Annotated in this window: 18 protein-coding genes and 1 pseudogene; 7 read left to right on the forward strand and 12 right to left on the reverse strand. The window is 59.2% G+C overall.

Annotated features, from left to right (window positions below; all coding sequences use genetic code 11):
- Positions 1 to 67: 67 nt before the first annotated feature.
- Together IPM54_43145 and IPM54_43150 are read right to left on the reverse strand one after the other, a co-directional pair.
- Positions 68 to 823, reverse strand: a complete 756-nt coding sequence (locus IPM54_43145) for a M48 family metallopeptidase (GenBank protein ID MBK9266573.1) — start codon at positions 821 to 823, stop codon at positions 68 to 70.
- Positions 813 to 3905, reverse strand: a complete 3093-nt coding sequence (locus IPM54_43150) for a type I restriction endonuclease subunit R (protein ID MBK9266574.1) — start codon at positions 3903 to 3905, stop codon at positions 813 to 815. Before IPM54_43150 ends, IPM54_43145 begins: the two co-directional genes overlap by 11 nt.
- 878 nt (positions 3906 to 4783) lie before the next feature.
- On the opposite strand from IPM54_43150, the gene IPM54_43155 reads away from it, so the two are divergent.
- Positions 4784 to 5557, forward strand: a complete 774-nt coding sequence (locus tag IPM54_43155) for a hypothetical protein (GenBank protein MBK9266575.1) — start codon at positions 4784 to 4786, stop codon at positions 5555 to 5557.
- Positions 5558 to 5648: 91 nt separating this feature from the next.
- Here IPM54_43155 and IPM54_43160 read toward each other — a convergent pair whose 3' ends face one another.
- The 8 genes from IPM54_43160 to IPM54_43195 all read right to left on the reverse strand — a co-directional run bounded on the left by IPM54_43160 (position 5649) and on the right by IPM54_43195 (position 15270).
- A complete protein-coding gene (locus tag IPM54_43160; GenBank protein MBK9266576.1) occupies positions 5649 to 6332 on the reverse strand; it encodes a hypothetical protein in 684 nt (227 codons plus the stop codon).
- A complete protein-coding gene (locus tag IPM54_43165; protein ID MBK9266577.1) occupies positions 6332 to 6652 on the reverse strand; it encodes a hypothetical protein in 321 nt (106 codons plus the stop codon). Before IPM54_43165 ends, IPM54_43160 begins: the two co-directional genes overlap by 1 nt.
- 601 nt (positions 6653 to 7253) lie before the next feature.
- Positions 7254 to 7436 (reverse strand): restriction endonuclease subunit S, encoded by a 183-nt coding sequence (locus IPM54_43170; protein MBK9266578.1) that lies wholly within the window; start codon positions 7434 to 7436, stop codon positions 7254 to 7256.
- 566 nt (positions 7437 to 8002) lie between these two features.
- Positions 8003 to 9322, reverse strand: coding sequence for a zinc-ribbon domain-containing protein (locus IPM54_43175; GenBank protein ID MBK9266579.1), 1320 nt, complete (start codon positions 9320 to 9322; stop codon positions 8003 to 8005).
- 977 nt (positions 9323 to 10299) lie between these two features.
- Positions 10300 to 11580 (reverse strand): DUF1501 domain-containing protein, encoded by a 1281-nt coding sequence (locus IPM54_43180; protein ID MBK9266580.1) that lies wholly within the window; start codon positions 11578 to 11580, stop codon positions 10300 to 10302.
- 9 nt (positions 11581 to 11589) lie between these two features.
- Entirely contained in the window at positions 11590 to 12123 is a 534-nt protein-coding gene (locus IPM54_43185; GenBank protein MBK9266581.1) for a hypothetical protein, read from the reverse strand.
- Complete coding sequence (locus IPM54_43190) at positions 12104 to 13945, reverse strand: DUF1588 domain-containing protein (GenBank protein ID MBK9266582.1); 1842 nt, start codon at positions 13943 to 13945, stop codon at positions 12104 to 12106. Before IPM54_43190 ends, IPM54_43185 begins: the two co-directional genes overlap by 20 nt.
- Before the next feature lie 626 nt (positions 13946 to 14571).
- Positions 14572 to 15270 (reverse strand): hypothetical protein, encoded by a 699-nt coding sequence (locus tag IPM54_43195; protein ID MBK9266583.1) that lies wholly within the window; start codon positions 15268 to 15270, stop codon positions 14572 to 14574.
- 91 nt (positions 15271 to 15361) lie between these two features.
- Here IPM54_43195 and IPM54_43200 point away from each other — a divergent pair.
- A pseudogene (locus IPM54_43200) lies at positions 15362 to 17645 on the forward strand (S46 family peptidase).
- Here IPM54_43200 and IPM54_43205 read toward each other — a convergent pair.
- On the reverse strand, positions 17626 to 17796 hold the full coding sequence (locus IPM54_43205) for a hypothetical protein (protein ID MBK9266584.1): 171 nt from the start codon (positions 17794 to 17796) through the stop codon (positions 17626 to 17628). The pseudogene IPM54_43200 and the gene IPM54_43205 overlap by 20 nt on opposite strands.
- Before the next feature lie 11 nt (positions 17797 to 17807).
- Here IPM54_43205 and IPM54_43210 point away from each other — a divergent pair, with 11 nt between their 5' ends.
- The 4 genes from IPM54_43210 to IPM54_43225 are packed head-to-tail and all read left to right on the forward strand — an operon-like array spanning position 17808 to position 22113.
- Positions 17808 to 18326 carry a universal stress protein gene (locus IPM54_43210; protein ID MBK9266585.1) on the forward strand — a complete coding sequence of 173 codons (519 nt, stop codon included), beginning with the start codon at positions 17808 to 17810 and terminating at the stop codon, positions 18324 to 18326.
- A complete protein-coding gene (locus tag IPM54_43215; GenBank protein MBK9266586.1) occupies positions 18323 to 19033 on the forward strand; it encodes a CBS domain-containing protein in 711 nt (236 codons plus the stop codon). Before IPM54_43210 ends, IPM54_43215 begins: the two co-directional genes overlap by 4 nt.
- A gap of 8 nt (positions 19034 to 19041) precedes the next feature.
- Positions 19042 to 20700, forward strand: a complete 1659-nt coding sequence (locus IPM54_43220) for a PAS domain S-box protein (GenBank protein ID MBK9266587.1) — start codon at positions 19042 to 19044, stop codon at positions 20698 to 20700.
- Positions 20701 to 20712: 12 nt separating this feature from the next.
- Entirely contained in the window at positions 20713 to 22113 is a 1401-nt protein-coding gene (locus IPM54_43225; GenBank protein MBK9266588.1) for a sigma-54-dependent Fis family transcriptional regulator, read from the forward strand.
- Between the two features lie 70 nt (positions 22114 to 22183).
- On the opposite strand, the gene IPM54_43230 is transcribed toward IPM54_43225, so the two are convergent.
- Positions 22184 to 22831, reverse strand: coding sequence for a universal stress protein (locus IPM54_43230; GenBank protein ID MBK9266589.1), 648 nt, complete (start codon positions 22829 to 22831; stop codon positions 22184 to 22186).
- Between the two features lie 271 nt (positions 22832 to 23102).
- Here IPM54_43230 and IPM54_43235 point away from each other — a divergent pair, with 271 nt between their 5' ends.
- Positions 23103 to 23474 (forward strand): CBS domain-containing protein, encoded by a 372-nt coding sequence (locus IPM54_43235; GenBank protein MBK9266590.1) that lies wholly within the window; start codon positions 23103 to 23105, stop codon positions 23472 to 23474.
- Positions 23475 to 23489 lie beyond the last annotated feature (15 nt).

Here is a 23489-nt window from a genome sequence, read left to right on the forward strand (position 1 = left end):
TGCACGGGGCAAGAAAAAAGAACGATGGCCTAGCGATGTGCACCGCCCTCGACCAAGTTCGGACGTTTCAAAAGGGGCTGGCACCTTTGCCTTCTCTGGCCCCCCACTTTTCCTCGGTGAGCGGCTGCGCATTCAGCTCCGCGCGCAAAAACCGCCACTTCGGCATGTGCCGATCCATCAGCGCCACGAACCGCTCGTCGTGATGCGGCACCAAAAAGTGCACCAGCTCGTGCACGACGACGTACTCGATGCACTCGATCGGCTTCTTCACCAGCTCCAGATTGAGCCACACCCGCCGCGCAGCCGCGTGGCTCGTGCCCCACTTCGTCTTCATCCGCTTGATGCCCCACGCGGACACCTCGAGCCCCATCCGCCTCTGCCACGCCTCCAGCAGCGGAGCGACCACTGCGCGCAATTGCACCCGATACCAGTCCTTCAAGAGCCGCTCGCGTTGCACACTCGTGCTACCCGCGCGCACGTGCAGCTCCAGCGTCGTTCGATTGCGCAAAACCACGCGCGCTGGCCCATCGCCCTCGATGATCCGCAACAAGTACCGCCGCCCCAAATGATAATGGCTCTCGCCGCTCACATATTCGCGCGCCGAGTCCCGCGGCTGCTCGTCGAACGCCGCTCGCTGCCGCTTGATCCACGGCAAATTCCGAATCACCGCGACCCGCACCGCCGCATTCGTCACCGCCGAAGGCGCCGCGACGCGCACTTGACCATCCGGCGGATACACCGCCAAATGCAGATTCTTGATGTCTTTGCGCACGACCAGCACGTCAATGCCGTTCACCGTCAGCACACCCGTCTCAATACTCATGCTGCGCTCGAACAATCGCCAATGCTTGCGCCACGCGCTCCTCGTCGTCCCCTAACAATGCCTTGATCGCCAATTGCACCTTTTTTGTCTTGATCGCATTGTCACGCCAACCATCCTGCAAGCTCGAACGCACGGCTGCGTCCACCTTCACCGCCAATGCCTCGTCTTGCCCCAGGTTGTCGTACAATGCGCGTCTGGCCGCCGTATCGATTGATTTTGGATACGCCGTGCCCCCCGGCCCTTGCTGCACCTTGCGCGCCAAATCCTCGATTTGTGCCAAATATTGCTCGTACGCCAATGCATTCTGCCGCCGCTGTTCGATGAGGCTCTCGAGCAGTTGCGACATCTTCTCGTAATACTTCGGATTGACCGGCGATTGCTCCAGAATCACCTTGCGCACATTGTTTTCCACGGTCTCCGCCGCGGCCTTCTTCCCGAACGACTTGGGCAGCGCCTTCACCGCTTCCTTGTACCCGCGCGAAACCACCAATTGCACCAGCGACATGTCCTCGAACGCCGACACCTTCTTGCTGTCTTCGGCACGAATGTACGTGTCGATCAGGTGCCTCATCGCAGGCTCGTGCTCTTTCAAATCAATCGCGTCACCGCTGTGCAGCTTCACCTCCCCGCGGTGGTGCTCGTACATCGCCACCTCGTCTTTGATGCGCTCGGCTTCCGCCGCGATGTAGCCCGCTTGTTCCATTTCATTCGCAATGTCCGCGTACGCTCGAATCAACGACGCCGTCAGCTTGTAGAGCGCCAAGCGTTGTGACTCTGTTTCTTTGAGCTGCGCGGGGTCGTCGTGATACGAAAAATAGCGCAGATACGCTGCCAGATCCTTCGGCGGCTCCACCGGCTCGCAAAGCGCACGAATCGACTCCAGCGCCTTGTCCAGCCGTTCTTTGCCCTTGGCGAGACGATTCTCGAGCAACCCCGCCACGTCTTCCTTTTCGTACCCATCGAGCGCCCCCGATGTGTAATCGTGCACCGCGCCTTCCAAACTCTTGAACAAATCCTTGTAATCGATGATGTAGCCGTACTCCTTGTCGTCTCCATCCAATCGATTCACGCGACAGATCGCCTGAAAAAGCCCATGGTCGCGCATCGTCTTGTCGATGTACAAGTACGTCGCCGGCGGCGCATCGAACCCCGTCAAGAGCTTGTCCACCACGATGAGCAATTTCATTTGCCCCGGCTCTTCGATGAATCGCCGCTTCGCTTCCTTCTCGTACGCCTCGACTTTGTGCATCGCCTTTTCCGGCGGCTCTTTGAAAAAATCCGCCAGCATTTGCCGATAAATGTCGTACTTCTCCAGCGCCTCGGTCGCCCCTTCGCCCGTCTCTTCCCCCTTGATGTCCCCGTGTTTCGGCACGTACGACGTCACGATGCCGCATTTGCCCGCGAGCGGCCCTTTGGAAAACAATTCGTAAAACTTGCACGCCTCGTACACGCTCCCCGCGACCAGCAGCGCATTGCCGTGTCCACTCCGAAGCCGATCCCGTTCCTCCATATCGAGCAAAATGTCCGCATGGATCATGCCCAACCTCGATTTGCTCGACAGCACCTTTTGCATCGTGCCCCAGCGCTTCTTGAGCTGCGCTTTCGCGAGCGGCGTGAGGCCCCGCGTCTTCGCCTCGAACCATTGATCGACCTTCGCCGGGGACGTCAAGTGTTGTTCGATGTCCCGTGCTTCGTAGCGCAAATCGAGCACGACGCGATCCGTGACGGCCTCGTCGAATTTGTACGTATGGATGTAGCCGCCGAATATCTCGATGCTCTTTTTCTTGTCCGACTTGAGCAGCGGCGTACCCGTAAAACCAATGAACACGGCTTGCGGAAGCAGCGCCTTCATGGCTTCGTGCAGCTCGCCCGATTGCGTGCGGTGGCATTCGTCGACAAAGACAAAAATGGTTCCCTTGGCTTTGAAGTCGTGCGGCAATGCCCGCTTCACGGCCTCGACGTATTCCTTCAAGCCTGCGTTGGTCTCGTTTTCGTCGGCGTCCTTGCGGCCAAATTTATGAATGAGCGAGCATAGCAGCCATTTCTCGTGCATGTTGAGCTGCTCGACGAGGTCCGCGCCCGAGCGTGTGCGATAGATGTCCTCCTGGACGCCTTTGAAGACCTTTTCGATTTGGTCGTCGAGCTCGGTCCGGTCGGTGATGATGAGGACGCGGGAGTCCTTGATATGTTCGCGGATCCATTTCGCGAGCCACACCATGATGAGGCTCTTGCCGGATCCTTGCGTGTTCCAAATGATGCCGCCTTCGCGCTGCAGGACGCGGGATTGCGCGAGTTTGACCGCAAAATATTGATTGTGGCGACAAATCTTTTTCTTTCCGGCGTCGAATACGATAAAATCGTGTATCAGCTCCAAGAACCGCGTCTTGTCGCACAATTGCCGCAGGCCTTTGTCGAGCGGGTTGTCGCCGGGACCCTCCTCTTTCCAGGTCAAGTATTCCTTTTGCGAGCCTCCCAGCGTCCAGTAGCGCAAGCCTTGGGTATCGTTACCGGCCATGACGATTTGCATGGTCGAGAAGAAGGGCGCGATGAAATCTTCTTTTTGGTTGTCGAGGTTTTGGCGGATGCCTTCGGACACGTCGACCGAGCCGCGTTTCAATTCGATGACGCCGAGGGCGATGCCATTGACGTACAGGACCAAATCGGGGCGTTTTTCGTGGCCTTTGGGATCATTCGGGAGGATGGTGACTTCTTCGGCGATGGCGAATTGATTGCGTTCGGGCGTGTTCCAATCGATGAGCCACACGGTTTCGGTGGTAGCTCCGACTTCGGATTTCACGGGGACGCCGTACCGCAGTTTTTCGTAGACGGCTTTGTTGCGGTAGTACAAATCGAGGCTCGTGTCGCCGGCGGTTTTGACGATATCGGCGACGGCGCGGCGGATGAGATCGTCGTCGTATTCTTGGTAGGCGAACAAGAAGTGTTCGAGGCGTGCTTCGTCGATGTTGCGGTTGTTTTGCTCTTCGGACAGGTCGCCGATGTAATCGTATTTCAGCTCGTCGACGAAGAGTTTTACGATGCGTTTTTGAGTTCTGCGCTCGAGCTGGCCGATGAGGGTTTTCATACGAGACGGGTCTTTCCGCAGGTTCGGCCGAGGATAACGTGAAGCCGTGTGGGATGGCAAGCGTGGCGTTGGCGGTCTACGAAGAAAGCAAGATGGCTGGGTGGCGCCGAGGCGACTAAGCTACGCATGTGCGCGGCCAAGCCGGTGGCACCGAACGAGATTGTTGCCCCTTCGCGCACAGCGTGTCACTATGACGCATGCGCAAGAGACCCAATTGCCTTGGATGGGCCAATGCTGCCCTCCTACTTGGCATCCTGTGCTGTGCGATCTCGGGTTGCACACCTGACACCGAAAAGGAAGAGGCCAACCAGCCACCTCGACGTGAAGGTTGCACGCTGAAGGTAAGCGCTTGCAATATCGAGTGCCATAAGGCCGACGCGCTGAAGGAATGTCCCCGCTGCTGCTTCGACAATGGCCGGTTGTGCGATAGTGATGAAAGCTATAATTTTTATTCGTGCCAGAACCTCGACTAGCTACGCGTGATGTGTGATGGCGAAATCTACGAACGCACGAGGGGCATTCAGATGAGGGCAATCCATATCCTGCTTTGTGCGGCGTCGCTCGCAATTGCACTAGGTGGTTGCCGGCAGCGCGAGAAATACAAGGGCCGCTTCGCAGACGTAGATGGTGGCGCTCCGCGCGAACGTGAAGAGTGCACGACACAGACGCTCGATTGCTTTGATAAATGCTACAAGCGCGAGGCGAGCGTCACTTGTATCGGCTGCTGCCGCGATCAAGATTATCTCTGCGACATGCAGCAAAAGTATTCATTCGAATATTGCCAAACGACGCGCTGACGCGACGCCCTTCGGTGCGGTCATGATGAAGATTCTTCATGAAACCGGGGCTTCTGGCGCACGCGTGAGCAGCAAACATCCATGAGCACGAACGTCGAAAGTCTCGTCAATATCGTTCGCCAATACTTCCCGCGAGGACGGCTCATTGAAAGGCCCGGCGCAATGGCGTGGCCAGAGCTGTGCGATCCGCCGTCGCCTCCGCCGCCCGATTTTCCCCGCGAAGCATGGCCTCCATACGGGTATGAAGTCACTGTTGAGCATCAACGCTTGGTCGCAGCCCGAAAAAACGCGGGAGCACAGCAGGCAGCTTGGATGGATGCCCTGCAACGCATTCATTTGCAATTCCCCGCATGCGTCGTTCAAAATAACTCCGTTCACCTCCCAAGCGGGTCCTTTGATAGCGCCTATTCGGGCTCGTTGGCACTCCCGAGTGACGATTCACCGAACTGCAGCCGCGAGCTCCAGTTTGCGGTGAGCTTCATAGCGCCGTATTATGCTTGTTCGTATTCGAGTCGAACCTACCAGCACGGGCGCATGGGCGAACATCGCGAAGACGAAGATGACATGCCGATCTCCGGCGAGTCGCAGCCCGAAGCGAAGGAAAACGAAATCATGTACGGGCCGTCTGGGGAGTTGCCAATTCCGCAATTGCCACAGTATGCTCAATCATTCGAGCTACCGATCGACGCGATCCCCTATTGGAAGACGATCGAGCGAATATTGCAGGAAAAGTTTCCAGGGTATGGTTACCTGGAACCTGACATTGGCACATTGCGAATGCCCGACGTGGTGACTGATTTCAGGTTTTTGGGTGAGGCGACTTTGTACGATTGCATTTTCACCAGTCATTGGTAACAGCGCCCGGCGTGAAAGCACGAAGGCTCGGTGGCGCCGAGGCGACGAGGCTCGGTGAACCGGCACGATGCACCTTACGGGGTGGCGCGAACTACTCGCGTTCGTCCATGAAGTAGCCGCGACCCATCTTGTAGGGCAAACGATCGAGGTTGATGGCCGTCCGAGGAGTCCAGCCTTGGGGCAACATGGAGCCATAAACGACGCGCATCATCGCGGTTGCATCGAGGAATGACTGGATCCAATCGTCCCCAACGCCGTAGCGAACTTGGCCGCTGTCTTTTGCATCGAATGCGAAACCGCATTTCCAATGCTTCTCATCGATTTGCTGGGGCATGAACACGAATAAAGGGCGCCCGTACTCGACACCACTCGCATCCGGAAAACTGACGGATAACTCGTCCAATACCGTGAGGTCACCGGGGTTCTTCTCCGGTGGCGGTATTTCGGGAGCAACCCAATCCGAGGGCCTCTTGCGCACGGCAGGCAGCCCGCAATTGAAACTTTCCTTCCCCTGGCCATCGACCCACCGGATGTTATTGGCGAGCTTCATTCCGCTCCTGAAAAGACGAACCCACCAGAAGGCGAGAATGTGGACGATCTGAAGCACCAAATCGTCCCGCGGATGAAGCATCTCCCAATTGATCGGCGGCCCGAAGCGAAGACCCGCCCTCACGTTGCCGTCGTCGTCCAGGCGCGTGAACAGGGTCATGACGACGTACTTCATGACGCCGTCCGTATCGACATAGTGGAGCGTTCGCGTCGTCAGGGTCGTCATCAGTAATCCGGGTCTTCGATAGGATTGCTCTCGATCTTCTTCATGCATTCCGTATTTTTCTTCGAGCAATCATCTTGGCACCTGCCACGTGCCGGGGGCTCTTTGGGATGCCTTTTCGTACACGCATCATAACAGTACTCGTACATTCGAGCACACTCTTCGCGCCGTCGTTCCTTCTCCTCCTCGCTCATTTCCTGGCGCTGAAGGCCGTCACCTTGCAAGGCAATGGTTTTACTTGGCGCTACCCGAGCAACCCCGGACAGCATCCCAAACGTTGCAAAAAGCAGAAAAGCACCAACACCCAAAAGCTTCCGATGCATGACGTTCCTCTGCCTGGAGCACGTTGCTCCCGCAACTCGGCATTACCAGGGCTGTCGTCATGCGGACAAATTTTCGGCATGTTCGCTTGGCACAGCAGGGGTATCGCCCCCATAACCGCTAACATAACGTACTCGTCGCCCCGCCCCGGGTTGAAGAGGCGGTCTCAAAACTCGGAACGCGTATCCTCGCCCAGCCCCGCGCGGGGTTTTAGAGGCGGTCTCAAAACTCGGAACGCGTATCCTCGCCCAGCCCCGCGCGGGGTTGAAACCCCGCGCTACACGACAAGAAGTCCTCGCGCTACCGCGCTCGGACTGACGTCATGGCTGCATGGCGAGGTCTGCAATCTATGCGAAATCGTCGAGGATTCTCGATGACGATCCGAAATTCCACAAGGCCAGTCCCGAACGGTAGTGAGGGACTTTTGAATGTGTAGCGCGGGATTTCAATCCCGCGCGCGGGTGCAAACGGGTCAAGTTAGCGCTTATGGGTATCGACCCTAATTTTTCGCGCTTTCTGCAACCAACGACCAGGACCACGACGACGGCGAGGCAAAGCAGGACCCGGAACAGCTTCATTGGGCTGGTCCGAATACGTTTTTGCTCATACGAGGCGGGGCTTTCCCGTAAGCAATTCTTGCATCATGCCTTGTTTCAGGGCGCGGGTCTTTTCGCGGCGCTGTTCGAGCGCAGCGATTTCGGCGTCCATGTCACCAAGTGCGGTGGCAATGGCGCGTTGTTCGGGTAGTGAGGGCAAAGGAATCTGTAGCTGGCGAAAGTAGGGCAAGCCTTTCGACCCTTCGTGTCACTTTGGCTCATCGTCTGCATGTTGTTCAACGTGCGGCATGCGGCTGGATGGGCTGATCAACCGCGCCTGCCCGAGAATCGCCGTACAATCGCCCCCGCACTCCTTTCGCGCCGCAAGTGCCTCCGGCCGCTCGGCCGCATCGAATGCGGGCGTCTCGAGCTCGACCGGCCTCTCTGCCCATTCCCTTTTGCAGAAACAAGACCCGTCCACAAAACCTGCCGACCCTTGTTTTCGAAAAAGCTCGGCGGCTGGTCATGCTTGCCGACCGTACTTTCGCGGCCAGAGAATGCTCGGGTCAACGCGCCGGGTGGTCTTTCGGCGCCAAAACGAGGGCGGCTGGATGGCCCTCCGGCACCACGTGCCCGAAAGGATGCGTGTCCTCTTCGACGACCATTGCATCCATGGCAAAGCGGCCCGGCAGCGTGACCAGCCGAGGGCGTTTTGGACGATGGCGATGACGGGGGCAGATGGGACGGGCTACTTTTGGGCTTTTGCTTCGAGCGCGGCGGCTTTTTCGAGGAGCGCTTTTGGGAGAGGAGTGTGATTCACCGCCAGACGCAATGGGGGCAACGTCTCCCGCGGTGGGTGAGATCGCGGACGGGCGCCTTCCATTCATGGCCACGATGGCAATACCAATAGACGCTCCGGGTGGTGCTGAACACGACGTTTTTGGGTTTCAAGGGGCGATTTTTCGTAGGATGCCATTGCGATGCAATGTCGGGAAACCGGGATGCCAATGAGTTGGTGACGGATACACGAAAATTGGCACAGAACGGGCATCCACGACGGCGTTGCGCATTGGTTCTCTGGTTGATGATCGTCTGCCATTCATGGTCGGGGCCTTTTGCGCATTTCCACCACACGCGGTGCCCCGCATGAGGTGCGACGTCCGTAGGTAGTAGGCTACCGTTTTTCGTCGGGTGCCACTCGGCCGCGATATTGGGGAATATGGCGGCGAATGTCGTCGAGGGTATCAACTGGTGACCAGCGCACACCGGGCAGCCTGTTCCATGACCGATTCGCGTTCGGTTAGCAATGAGCGTTTCATACTCGTGACCTTTGGGACAAACCCACCATGCTGCTCGGGGCGCGCCCATCGTGACGTCGTTGGGCGTCAATGTCCCGTTTTTCGTTGGATGCCACTCGGCAATCAAGTGAGGCGCACGCGTTGCAAGCGAATTCGTGCTCGACAACCGCCTCGGGAACATGCGACAGAATGGACAACCGCTCGATTGGACGCGCATGGAGACCATGGCCTCCCATTCGTGGTCCGGCCCGTTGGGGCATCTCCACCACACGCGTCTTTGGGAACCAATCGTCACGTCTTCAGGAAACAGGTCCGTGTTTTTGGAAGGATGCCATTGCATGGCCAAGTCGGGCCTGCACTCCACCAATGAATTGGGCTTCGATGTCGGTCTGCCTTCACAGATAGGGCAGCCGTGGCGTGCAATTCGATTGGCCACGGATGCCCGCCAAACGTGTTTCGAATTCTTGGAGCATTTCCACCACACGCGTCGGTCGGTCGAATACAAAATATCATCGGGCTCGATGTTGCCATTCTTCTCGACATCCCATTCCCTGATGAGACCCAAAGGAAATCGTTCGAACCAATTGTCGACCGTCGCTCGCCTGCCCAAGCAAAACGGGCATCCAGTACCTCGACGAGTTCGATTCCAGATCGCCGCTCGCCACGCGTGGTGCGCATTCACTGGGCAACACCACCATACCTTCATGGACGAAATCGCGCTGCAATCTTGTGGCTTCACATCTCCATTTTTGGTCGGGTGCCATTGCTGAACGAGCTCGGGAAAATCCGTCAACCTCAAGCCCTTGATGTTTCCACTCGACGGGTTCGACATCGGCATGGTCGAATCATCGCCCTTTTTGGGTAGATTGTCAAATTCATTCCTGCATGCTCATACCCCAACGACGATGTGGACCCGGGCATCACTTGCCCCGATTCTTGAATTGCGCTCGGGTTCCGCATCGTTTGGCCGAGTATGATATCTTTGGGCTCGCGTCCCAGGCACTCGCGAATGAGGTCTTTGGCGATGCCCCATTCAAAACCGGTCGGATGAATCGTTTGCGATTCGTCGCCAGCCGCAATGAAGAGGGCGGCCCGATCACGGCGCGCGATGGCGCGGGGGAGCTCGAGGAGCAATGCGATCTCGACGGGCGTGAGATCCTGCGCTTCATCGAGGAGCACAGGACACACGTCGTCAAGGGGGTATTGGTTTCCGCGCACCGGGGTTCTTCGCCATGCCTGAGCGACTGTGCCCTTGGCGCGAGACGTCCGCCCGGTGATTGCGAGTTGTGCCTCGGTCCATAAAACTTTTTGGCGGATCGAATCGCCGATGGAGGCGTCGAGTTGAGCCAGGTGCGTGTGAACGTCGGGGTGGACGAGAAGCTTAGGCATGTCGGATCGGAATCACGCCTTACCATAGTGAGTGATGGCGTGCTCGGGATTCGACACGCACGAGTCACACGGCAGCGGGGTAGGAGCACTTCGAGCGACTCTGCACCCCAAACATGTGAGCGGGGTGTTTGGCAAATGCGAGGAGCAATCGGGCGGAATGCTGCGAGGATGAAGGTATCTCAGACGCTGAGCGCTTCGTCTCATAACTCGAGCCAAAGTGCGTCACCGCACGCCCGCGCGGGGTTTCAACCCCGCGCGGGGGTGCATTCTTGCCGACACCACTCACAACGCGTCTCTCCGTGCACCGAACCATTCCCACCCGCAACTTGCGTCATCAGACAATCTACGTAGATACGACAAAAAAACAAAGCCCCCCGGAAGAACGATTCTCACGGGGGGCTCGGTTTTTCTTGCTAATCGTTTCGATCAGCCGAAGAGCGGCAGCTCTTCCTTTTCCTTGATCGGGAACCGAACGGCGAGCTCGGATTGATCAATGCCCGCGAGCCTGCGGAGCGCGCGGTGAATGTGACCCGGCTTCAGGCGAATACCTCCGCCCTCCACGGGTGCCAGCGTATTGGGATCGATGTTGTAAGGGTTGTGCCTATCGGTCGTCTTACCGATGACCGTATCACCTGGAATGCCCTTACCCATGAGCATCATGCTCGTAATGGACCAATGGTCTTTGCCATCGCCATCGTTGTACCCCGGCGTGCGGCCGAAGTCCGAACCCATGATGATCACGACATTGCCCCAAATACCGAACGCCTTGGATTGCTCGACCAAGTAATCGACGCCATCCCAGATCCTGGCCAAACTCTGGAATTGCCCTTGGTCGTTGTTGCCGTGCGTATCGAAGCCGCCGGTGCTGAGATTGACGCTCACGCAAATACCAGCTCGGTATGCGGCGAGCGCGATCTGCACCTGCCTGCGCAAATTCGATTGCTCGAGTTGCGTCGGCAGGTATTCCGTGAGCTTCTTCAGCTCGTTTTGACCCGAGCGGGCCGTATAAAGCATGCCCATCGACTCTTTGAGCCGCGGGAGGTTTTGCTTGGCCATGTAGGCTTGGTGCCGAGCATCGCGCATTTGCGAAATGCGAGCAAAGGTCTCCTCTGAATGAAAAGGCGTCTGGTCCTGGTCATACAGAGGGTCGATGATGTTCGGGAAGGCAATCTTGCGAATGGCCTCGAGGTTGCCCACGCGCGTCACGGCCACCGTGCCACCGGTGACGTCGTAGCCGCCGTAGGAGATGTACGACATCGGCAATGCTCCGCCCGCGTGGCTTGCAACGAGCGCCGCGAAGGAGGCTTTGTTTTCCACGAGCGTGCCGGACCAGGTGACGCGCGTGCCGACGTCGTGGCTGTTCGTCGACGTATCGACGCCATTGAGGACCATGAGGTCTTTGGCGTATTTGTCGAAGAATGCCTTGTTTTCGGGCGTGGGGGCATATCGCATGCCGCTCGCGCTGCCTGTGGCGGTTCCGATGTCGGTGGCCAAGTAATGGTTCATCGGATTCGGATCATCCGGCCCCGTTGCTCCTTTCGGATCACAGAAGCTCGTCACGTCCCAGCCACCGCTGGCTTGAATCGTGACCCACAACGTGCCCGTGTAGGGTCCGGCCGCGCTGGCGCGGTCGGAGAATGGCAAGCTGGCAGCGGCCACTCCAAGCCCCGCCATCGATGTTATCTTGAGAAAGTCTCGTCGATCCATGGGGCTCTCCTACTCGTAAAGGAATTGGTAGTCCGACAGCAGGTACGTGGTAACGGCCATCCAGGAACGAATGACGTAATTCGGATCGTCCCTCAGTTTGTCCTCGTCGGGCAATTCGACGCGCGTCCAGAAGTCATTCTGAACCTGACACGCCCAATCGAGCGATTCGGAATAATTCTTCATCGGATCGCTCATGCCTTTGATGCCTTCGCGATACGTTTCGAGGAAGAGCTGGTAGGTCCTTTCGATTTCGGGATGACCATCGGGGAGTTTTTCTCCGAGGATCCGCTCGTGCAGGTGCTGGATGTTTTTCTTGATGGCGACCACGGCCGGTTCGACGGGGAAACCATTCTTGTCTTCGGGTTCGAACGTCAATTCGACGTGCGGGAAGAGCAAGCGTTCCTCGGCGGATTTCCAGAATTCGCGCGGGACGACGCGACACGCCATTTCATTGGACATGCGCTCGGCGATGTTCGCCATGATGCCGTTCGGGCTCTTGACGCGCGTGACGACGTCAGCCGAATCAATACCGCCGTACAGCATGCGGTATTGATCTCGGATGAGCAGGTAATCGTTGGACCAGCCGCCATCTTTCGAATGCCCTGGGACGCCACGGATACCCCGTCACGGCCCAGACCTTGCGGTGGAGCTGTTCGGGCGTGAGGAATCGGCCCATACCGAGCGTCGAGAGTTTCGACTTTTGGTCGGTCGTGAGCGGTTGCGAATTCTTCGCGCGGTAGTACGGCGACTTGACGATTTCCTTGAACACGACCTTCAAGTTGAAGTTGCTGTCCGTGAAGTCGTGCGCGATCTTGCTGAATTGCGAATAGATCGCGAGGTAGGAATCGAATTCGCTGGCGAAGTCGGGCGAGCTTTGGTCCGTCGGCGCAACCGGGGGAGCTTGTCCCGTCATGCCGGTGAACACGGTGTATGCCGCTGCGAGAGCAAACCGCGGATCGTTGGCGACACGCGGCCCGAGCCACTTGAGTCCTTCCGAAAGCCTTTCGTAAGGAATGTTTTCTCCGCCAAACCCCGGCGGACGCATATCGTCGAGTGGCGGGGTCATTGGATCGTACCTGGCGCGATCGTCGAAATGGCGGAATGCACCGGCAATGGGGTCGATCTGGACGTGACACACGGTACAGGCGGCCGCGTTCATCGTCGGATTGACCTCGGTCACGATCGTCTGATCGATGGGCTGCTCGGCCGTCTTCAGAATATCGGTTCCGAGGAAGAATTCGTACACCTTGCGCGCCCTGGCTCGGTTGCGATTGGTGTCCGTCGTCGGATACCGATTCAAGAACATCGGCGACGTGAGGAAACCGGCGTGCGGAATCGTTGGGATTTGTGCTTCGACGAATTCCGTGGGATCCGCGTCGTTCTTGAACGTCACGCCCGAGAGCATGTACGCCTTGGCCGAGAACGGATTGACCATGATGTAATTGGCCGTCAGCACTTCCGTGAAGGGCCGATTTTCACGCACGACATGCGCGACGAGCTCGATGGGTTCACGAGCGACGCCACGGTTCGTCCAGGAACGAAGCTTGTTGTACAAATCGTCCCAGTTCCTGGCGCCGTACTTTTCGATCCAAGCGTTCGCTTCGGCCGGATCAGAGAGCCCGTTGTACCACTTGGGATTGTAATAATCGACGTCGTTGAGCAGATTGACCGCGTCTTCGTTCTCGAGGTAACGGTCGGTCAAAAAGACATCGTTGTAGATTTCCTTCAGGCGCGTATAAAACGCGTCTTCGGTCATCATCTTGTCGAGAATGGGATCGAGCGCTTCGATGCCCCCTGCTTCGACCGCCTTCACTTCGGCATCCGTCGGCAGACGCCCAACGAGCGAAAGGGATGCTTTGCGGAGCGTTTCCACGGGTGTCGCGAGCTGCACTCCGGCAAACACGGCGTTGAGGTTCGTCTCGCATGACGACGGCTCGTCGAACCGGTTGACCAGCTCCTGGAGCGCCGCGTAGTCGTCACTGCCCTCATCGATCACCACGCCGCCAGGATGCTTGCGTGATGCAGTTCCACCCGTCGGCATCGCCAAAAGAAGCGACTCGCCATCCTGCTCGAGCGTCGCTGCATTCTTCACGATCTCGAAGTTCGAATCGAGAAACCCGGCTTCGGTGCTGCCGCGAAGCACCAAGCTCGATTGGTTCGCGATACCCGTCGGGCTATGACAGCCCACGCATTTGACCGCGAGCACCGGCGCCCAAACTTTTTGGGCAAAGTACAGGTCATCCGATACACACGCTCCATCGCCGTCTCCGGCATTGCATCCTGAAAAGCCCAGCGCCCCCAGCACGGCCAGGGACACCAAACCCATCGACCACTTCATTTCGAGTCGTCTTCGCGTTTGCGCCATGAGCGACCTCGTTCTCGTTGTCCAAGCCGCACCTCGCGACTTGGAAAGTCATAGGCAACATTCCACCTATATCACGGATCGTCCCAAGACTGGATCATGCAAATCGTCGGAATACGGTGAAAAAACTCGCACCCGATTGCAGGATTTCATGCGGACTACAACGAACGCACGTATGCGGAGCACGCGTGCTCACGGTCGCGTCCATTGCCTCGCGCTTTTTCGAGCGCTACCGCAATCGAGCGTTATGGGCGGAGTGGTGAAATTTTGATGGGGGGTGAGACCACGCGGCGGGTTGAAGAGGCTGTCTCAAAACTCGAGCCGTAGTGTGTCACCGAGCGCCCGCGCGGGCGCGCTCCACGATTGTGTTGATCCGTCTCAGAACTCGGACCGCGGTTGCAACACCGCACGCCCGCGCGGGATTGAAATCCCGCGCTACACGACAAGAAGTCCTCGCGCTGCCGCGCTCGGACTAACGTCATGGCTGCATGGCGAGGCATGCAGTCTATGCGAAATCGTCGAGGTGCTGATGTGTGGGGTTTTAACCCCGGGTCGAGGACGCACGTTCAGACTTTTGAGACGGCCTCTTCAACCCGCCCCGACGCTCGAACGCGCAAATTCGCAGAACTCTACACGCCTCCACCCGCTCCGCCCGCTCCGCCAGCACCACCACCCGCTCCGCCAGCTCCGCCAGCTCCACCGCCACCCGCTCCGCCACCCGCTCCGCCAGCGCCGCCACCACCGCCGCCACCTCCCGAGCTCGACGAGCTCGACGACGATGAGGCGGCGCTCGACGACGACGATGAGCTCCCACTACCGCCGCATTTCATGTGGTTCTTGCAGTCGTTACACGAGCAGCCTTCGAGGTACGGGACACATGAGCCGTTATCGACGCAGTTTTGCGTGCACCGAGCCTGGTCCGTGCAATCGCCGCACGTGCAGTCTTCGTCGAGCTCGCACATGCCATCGTCTTCGCACCCGACACTCGTCGGCGGACATTGTTCGACTTTGAAATAACAGTCGTTGCACGTGCAATCTTCTGCTTCCGCGCCGAGGTTGCAGGTTCCATCGTCGGCGCACCGGCTCGTGCACGCGGCACGGCTTGCGCAATCGGCGCATTCGCACGTTTCGGGGTTGTCACCCAAGTAGTTGCAAAACCCATCGGGCTGATTGCCATTGCAGTCCGGCGCCTGCGAACCGCCGCCGCCAAAGCCGCCCGCGTTCGTCGCAGCCGACGAGTTGCCCGTCGTGGCATCGTTGGTGCAACCAACGAAGGCCGAGCCCACAAGGAGAAACGAAGAAGCAAGGATAGCGGTCAAGTTGCGCATGATTGTGCAAGATCAACGCCCAAGCGTCGCTGCGTCAACAGGACTCTTCAGGGGTTGCACCACGACCGTTCAAAGGTGCTAAAGGCCCGACATGCCTCGCCCCACAGCATCTCTTTCGACCCTCACGCTGCTCGTTTCTGCGCTCGGCGTCGGCTGCGGCGCCGAACCGACCAGCCGTGTCGTAACGTCAAACCCGCAAGCATCTCCGGCAGCTTCGACCGCGACCACACCCTCCGTCGACACAAAGCCGTTTGCAAATCCTGGCGGCATGTGGGTGCCATCTCAGCTCGATGCTCATCACGAGACGCTGAAATCCGCTGGCCTCGAGCTCGACCCAAAGGCTCTCACCGACCCCACCACCGCTCCGCTCGGTGCCGTCGTGAGCCTCGGTGGATGCTCGGCATCGTTCGTCTCGCCCGATGGCCTCATCGTCACCAACCACCACTGCGTGACGCGCATGCTGCAGTTCGTAGAGGTCAATTCGACGCCGGACCAAGATGTCGCACAGAAAGGTTTCCATGCAAAAACACGCGCCGATGAAAAATGGGCCGGTCCCACCAACCGCGTGTTCGTCACTCAATCGTTCAAAGACGTCACGAAAGACGTTCGCGCGGGCCTCGAATCACTCCCGAACGACAGGGCTCGGTACGACAAGCTCGAGGAACGCGAAAAAGCACTCGTCGCCGCGTGCGAAAAAGACAAGCCCGGCGTTCGCTGTTCACTGAAGAGCTATTTCGGCGGAGCGCAATACTTGCTCATCGAGCAACTCGAGCTTCGCGACGTGCGGGTCGTCTACGCGCCGCCCGAAGGGGTGGGTAATTTCGGCGGAGAAATCGACAACTGGCGATGGCCGCGTCACGGGGGTGATTTTTCGTTTTTGCGCGCCTACGTGGGCAAAGATCAAAAGCCAGCGGATCACGCCGCGTCGAACGTTCCTTACAAGCCGCCGCACTACCTGCGCGTCGCATCGAAACCGCTCGCCGACGGAGACTTCGTGATGGTCGCGGGGTATCCCGGCAGGACGAACCGGCTTCGCACGGCCCTCGAAGTCCGCGAAGCCGTCGAGTGGGACTTTCCGCGACGAATTGCGGCCTACGAACAAGCCATCGCCGCCCTCGAAGACCTCGAGAAAAAGCAGCCCAAGCTGAGCGTGAAAATTCAGCCGACCGTGGGCTACCTCGGCAACGGGCTGACGCGCACCAAAGGTTTGTCCGAGGGGCTGGGCAAGGGGGGGCGTCGCTGCTCGGCGCGAGAAAGAGGACCAAGAGCTTTCGGCATGGATCGACGCCGAAACGCAGCGCAAAGCGGCTTTTGGCGACGTGATGAGCAAGATCACGGCCCTCGTCGGCGAACGCAAGAAAACGCGTGAAGAAGACATGGCGCTGCAGCGGGTAAACATGAGCGCCGACATGTTTTCGGCCGCCATGATGATCGTCCGCATGGCCGAAGAGCGGGACAAACCCGATGCCGCTCGTGACCCGGACTTCCAAGAGCGCAACTGGAAACGGCTCGAACAACGCCTGGTGCGCATGACGAGCTCGTACGATCGCGCGATCGATCTGACCCTGCTCGGCCTGGAGCTCGAACGAGTCGCCAAGCTCCCGGATGCCGATCGGCCTGGGTTCATGACGACGATCGTCGGCAAGAAGCTCGACAGGGCGTCGATCGACAAGGCGCTCGCGGACCTGTACCAAACGAAGCTCGAAGACGAAAAAACGCGGCTCGAGCTTTTCCGCAAGGCAAAGAAGGCCGATCTCGACAAGAGCAAGGACCCGATGATCAAGCTCGCCGTGGCATTGCGCCCGGTTTATGCGGCGGCAGAAGAGCGGGGCAAAGCGTTCGAAGGGGCGATGAGCTTACTGCGTCCGCGCTACTTCGATGCGCTTCAACAGATGCGAAGCGTGCCGCTGGCTCCGGATGCGAACGGAACGCTGCGCGTGACGTATGGAACGGTGCGTGGGTACCGTCCGTCGGCAACAGCTCCGGTGTATCGGCCGTTCACCACGATTTCCGAAATGGCCGCGAAAGCGACGGGCGAGGAACCTTTCCACGCGCCGCCCAAGCTGCTCGATGCGGCGAAAGCCAAGAAGTACGGCAAGTACTCGAGTGAAACGCTCGGGGAAGTGCCCGTGGACTTTTTGAGCGACGTCGATACGACCGGCGGCAATTCGGGGTCACCGACGATGAATTCGAAGGGCGAGCTCGTAGGGTTGCTCTTCGATGGGAACTACGAATCGATGGCTTCGGACGTGGTGTTCCTGCCGGAAATCACGCGATCCATTCATGTCGACTTCCGGTACGTGCAGTGGGTTTTGGACACTGACGGAGCCGACAACGTCCTCATGGAACTCGGCGTCACGCCTTCGGTGGACTGAGCTCGCCCCTTGCGCAATCGATGCGCCCATGCGCATGGTCTGCGCCTGCCATGACGGCAGCACGCTTGCAGTTTGCGTCCGTCCGCGGCTTTCGCCGCAACAATACCGAGATCCAAAGCTCCAGCGTCGCAAGGCCCGTAGGTTGCATCATGCGTACTCAGCATGACTGCGTTCAACCGGATCCTCGTCCCCGTCGACTTTTCCAACAGCTCACATGCCGCGTGTGAGCTCGCCACGAACCTCGCAACCAAGCTCGACGGGCGTGTCGAGCTTTTGCACGTGCAAGAGCCGCCGGCGTGGCAAGGGTTCGTGTTTCCAGAGCTCGTGGTCAACCTACCGAACGCAGCGGACGCATCGCTGAACGAGCTCGTCCAAACGCGCACGGACCGAGCGCTTCGGCACCTCGTCGAGCAGCTCCAACGTGCCGGCGTGACCGAGGTACATCAAAGGCTGGAGATGGGGGAACCGGGCACGGTGATCCTCCGGTTGGCCGAAGAAGAACGCTTCGACCTCATCGTGATGGGGACGCATGGGCGCAAGGGTTTCGAGCGGCTGGTGATGGGTAGTGTGGCGGAGCGAGTCGTCAGGCATGCGCCCTGTCCGGTGCTCACGGTGCGCGTTGGAGACGATGCAGCGCCGGAACGAGGTACTGTCATTCGAGAGAACGGAGCGGACGCATGAGTGACCAACCGGCCAAGGTGCATCGTTTGTCGATACGAACTGCCGATGGTGTCGAAGCACTCGTGCATTGTCCCCGCCGGGGAATGGACATCGACGTATCGGAATGCAACACGTGCGAGCAATGCGTCGGCTTGTCCCTGCGCGATTCGTACCTCGTGTGCAATTGGCAAGGGGTCCGCACGACGAGAGACGCAAACACTGCGCGCGGGGCGAAAGGTTTGCACTTCGAGCATTCATCGGGCCCGGGAGCACAACCGGCGCCGGAGACGTACGTGCCGGCGCCTCTATCGCGATTCGAGCGACCCGTCGTCACCGCGGCGCTGGATGACACGGTCCTCGATGTTGCCTGTCGCATGCGGGACCTGAAGGTGGGTTGCGTGGTCGTGGTGCGAGACGGGCGCCCGGTCGGCATGTTGACCGACCGCGACATCGTGCTTCGCGTCGTTGCCGAAAGGCTCGATCCGGAAGCGATCCTCGTGTCGAGCATCGTGACGTACGACGCGGTCACGATTGCACGAACGGATGGGTTTTTGACGGCCGTTCGGACGATGCGGGAACACGGCGTGCGGCGCGTTCCCATCGTCGATGCGGATGGTCGCGTGACGGGCATCGTGACGGCCGATGATCTCGTCGCGCTCCTTGGCAGCGAGTTGTCAGCGCTCGGTGAAGCCATCGCGGGCAATGTCGACGGCTCCGAAAGCCGCTGAGGCCAAACATGTACGGAGACCCCCCGGATCCAGCTACTACGCGGGAAGACCGCGTGAAGGAGCTTTTGCGTTACGTTCGTTTCACCTCGAACGATACCGAGCTGCTTCGCGTATTTCATCCCAAGGCCGCACCGCATTTCGAGCGCATCGCGATCGAGTTCTACGATCGAATTCGCGAGCACGAAGAAGCGCACGACGTCTTCACGGGCGAAGAGCAGATCGCGCGGCTGCAAGCGTCGCTCGTTCGCTGGATGCACCGATTGTGCACGGGCCCGCACGACGATGCGTACTTCGCGGAGACGTCCAAGATTGGCCGCGTTCACGTACAGATCGGATTGCCTCAACGCTACATGTTCACGGCGATGGCCGTCATTCGCATGGCGCTCGCACGCGTCGTCGATGAAACGATGGGCGACGATGCTCCTGCTTGCCGCGAAGCGCTTCATCGTGTGCTCGACCTCGACCTTGCCGTGATGCTCGAGAGCTACTGCGATCACTTCGTCGCCCGGCTGCAGCAGCGGGCCAAGTTCGAACGCGCCGAGGTCGATCAGGCGCTGCGTCGCACCGAACACCGGTACGTGAGCGCCGTGGAGCTTGCGCGTGTGATGATCGTCGGCATCGATCGACGGGGCAATGTGCGGCTGTTCAACCGCGAGGCCGAGCGCGTCACGGGAAAGGGTCGCGAGGAGGTCTTGGACAAACCTTTCGTCGAGACGCTCGTGGCCGAACCGTTGCGAGAAGAACACGGCAGCCTCATGCGCACGATCCTCGATGCGCGCGAGGGTGCACAGAAGATTCATGACCTCGACACGGTCGTGAGCACGCGTTCGCGCAAGATGCGTGAAGTGCGCTGGCAGCTTGCCTACGCGCCTGGCCAGGACGACGACGTCGTGCTTTTTGCCGTAGGTCGCGACACGACCGACGAAAACGCCTTGGCCTTGCGTGTGCGGCAGTCGGAGAAGCTCGCAGCCGTCGGTACGCTTGCAGCGGGTCTCGCGCACGAGATCCGCAATCCGCTCAACGGTGCACGGCTGCATGCCACGTTCCTCGAACGCGAGTTGCGCAAAGGTCGAGCTCCGCCCGACCAGCTCGACGCGCTCCGCGTCGTCACGGAGGAAATCAAGCGGCTCGGTGATCTCGTGAGTGAGTTTCTCGATTTCGCTCGTCCCAAACCGCTCGATTTGCGCCCGACGTCGCTGCGTGCACTGTGCGAGCGTGCAGTGCAGCTCGTGCTTCCTGCCGCTGAAAAGAGTAAGCTCAAAGTTTGTCTCGAGCTTCCGGCTCACGACATCGTTCTCGACGTCGACGCGCCAAAGATCGAACAAGTCTTGTTGAATTTGCTGCAAAATGCGATTGAAGCGCTCGAGACCGTCCCCGGGGGTACGGTCAAGGTGCGAGTTCGACGAAAACCACGACATGCCGTGATTGACGTAGAGGACGACGGGCCTGGACTATCGAATGTCGACGCGCCCATATTCGACCCGTTTTTCTCGACCAAACCCAATGGTACTGGCCTTGGGTTATCGATTGTTCACCGAGTGGTCACCGACCATGGCGGCACGATCGATGTCGAAAGCCGCGTGGGAAAAACGATCTTTCGGGCTAAACTCCCGATTCGACTCGGCGAACGCGAGCGTACGGATCATCCCCGCCTGATCAAAGACTGAGGATCACTTCACATGACGGAACCAAAAACGGGTAACAAGCCGAAGGCTCGCGTGCTGGTCGTCGATGACGAACCCAACGCTCGCTCGGGGCTCGAGAAATTGCTGCGCCAAGAGGGGTATGCGGTGAATTCGGCGGCGGATGGAGCGAACGCGCTGCAAGTCGCCGCAGAACACCCACCCGACGTGGTGGTGACGGATTTGAAGATGCCGAAGATGGACGGCATCGAGCTGATGCAGAAGCTTCGGAGCACGTATCACGACGTGCCTGTGATCGTGGTGACGGCGTTTGGCGAAGTATCGACGGCAGTGCAGGCGATGCGTGCGGGTGCGGATGACTATCTGACCAAGCCGGTGGACTTCGATGCGCTCATCGTGTCGATCGAGCGTGCGATCGAAAGGACGAACCTGCGTGTCGAAGCGGAGCATCTGCGACGTCAACTGCGCGAACGAGATGGCGAAGGCTTCGAAGGACTGATTGGTGCGAGTCCCGCGCTACAGAAGGTGTACCGGTTTGCGCGACAGGTCGCGGGTGCTCGTGCAACGGTGCTCATCACGGGTGAGAGCGGCACGGGCAAAGGTGAGCTGGCGCGAGCGATTCACAAGAAGAGTCCGCGTCATGGCGGGCCGTTCATCACGCTTCATTGTGCGGCGCTGGCGGAGAGTTTGCTCGAGAGCGAATTGTTTGGGCACGAACGAGGTGCCTTCACGGGCGCGGACAAACGTCGCTTGGGTCGATTCGAACAGGCCAACGGTGGGACGCTGTTTCTCGACGAAGTCGGTGAGATTCCGCCGGCAACTCAAGTGAAACTCTTGCGCGTGCTGCAGGAGCGCACGTTCGAGCGTGTCGGTGGCAACGAAGTGATCGAGGTCGACGTGCGGCTCGTTGCTGCGACGAACCGGGATCTCGCCAAAGACGTACAAGATGGTCGATTCCGAGAAGATCTCTATTATCGGCTCAACGTCGTGCACATTGAAATGCCGCCGCTGCGATTGCGGGGCAGCGACGTCATTTTGCTGGCGGATCATTTCTTGCGGCGGTTTGCCGCGGAGAACAAGAAACGCATCGATGGATACACGGACCGTGCGCGGGCAAAGCTCTTGGCGCACAGGTGGCCGGGCAACGTGCGTGAATTGGAAAATGCCGTAGAACGAGCGGTCGTCCTTTGCGAAGACACGATGGTGGACGAAGGCGACTTGCCGATCGACGTGGCGCCCATGCCGAAAGGTGCCGTGCGTGTGCCAGGCTCGACGATGGCGGAAATCGAACGATATGCGATTCTCACGACGCTCGAAGCAACCAATGGCTCGACGACGAGAGCCGCCGAGATGCTCGACATCAGCGTGAGAACGATTCAGTACCGCCTGCACGAGTACGGAATCGTTTCCAAAGACAACAAAAAGAACACGATGTGAACCGGGCCAGATCTTGGAAGCTCGCTTCGGGCCCGCGAAGAGAGCTTCCAAAAACAGGCCAGGCTTCAAATTACGTCGGCGTCGACGTGTGACCCGACGTCGATCCTCGGTCGGTCCCGTCGCCACCTGCGTAATGATACGTGTGCGCACGCACGTGATGTTCCGAATGCCTTTCGCACCAGAACTGCGCGCCGTTCGTCTGTTCGCGCTTGGCGACGCAATCTTTACACGGCGGCTCGATTTCGGGCACTTTGCCAAGCCCTGCGTGATCCTTGGGCCGCACGATCCAAATCGGGCACCGACCCAAGCGCACCACGCGCTCCGCAACCGATCCCAGCACGAGGCGCTGCAGGCCACTGCGCCCGTGCGTCCCGACAACCACCAAATCCGCGTCGAGGTCCGAAGCGAGCTGCACGAGTTGTTCGGCAGGGGCGCCTAGCCGAAAGTGCGAATACATCTTGCGAAATGTCACTTTTTGCCCCTTGCGGCGCCCGATGTCGTCCATTCGCGCAGTCGTATGATGCTCGATGCGCGACAACATGTTTGCCGCCGCCTCTTGTCCGCCTTCGGGCGCACGGAAGTGATCGTCGACGTAAAGCACGTGCAGCTCCGCATGACGCGCCATCGCCAGCATCAGCGCTTCATCGAGCGCCTCGTCACTCGCCTCCGAGAAGTCAATCCCGACCACGATCGTGTACGCCTTCTCTTGATTACTCATCTCGAACTCCTGCCTCTCTCGATGTAGCGGCTTACGGCAGATCTCGTGCCAATGGTCCAGAGCCGGTTTCCGCGAAGCGAACGAGCGCCGCTCCCGGCATGGCGGCGATCATGGTACTGCGGTTTGGCTCGCAGGTAGGCGCATGAAATGCACGCCGGCGCAATTCTAGCGCCCCACACGCTTCGACATCGCGTAAAACTCCGGCTGGCCGCACTCTTGCTAGATCGGCCGCTTCGAGGAGCCCATGAAGGACAAAACCATCGCCGACTACATGACCGCAAGCATCCACTCCATCGGGTACGATCAGTCCCTGAAGCATGCCCACGAAGTCATGCGCGAGCATCACATTCGGCATCTGCCAGTGCTCGATGGAGGCCGGCTGGTGGGCATCCTGTCGGACCGAGATCTCGCGTTCGTCGAGAACCTGCGCGACGTGGAAGCAGCCACGGTTCGAGTTGAAGAGGCAATGACGGCGACGCCGTACATCGTGGCGAAAACTGCGCTGCTCGGACAGGTTGCTCGGGAGATGGCCGAGCATCGGTATGGTTCGGCCGTGGTCATGGAGCGCGAGCATGTCATTGGCGTCTTTACGACGACGGATGCACTTCGAGCGCTCGCCGACGCTTGCGACGGCAAGGCATAGTCATCAAACGAGGAA

It is taken from the genome of Polyangiaceae bacterium (assembly GCA_016715885.1).
In the GTDB taxonomy this organism is placed as follows: domain Bacteria; phylum Myxococcota_A; class Polyangia; order Polyangiales; family Polyangiaceae; genus Polyangium.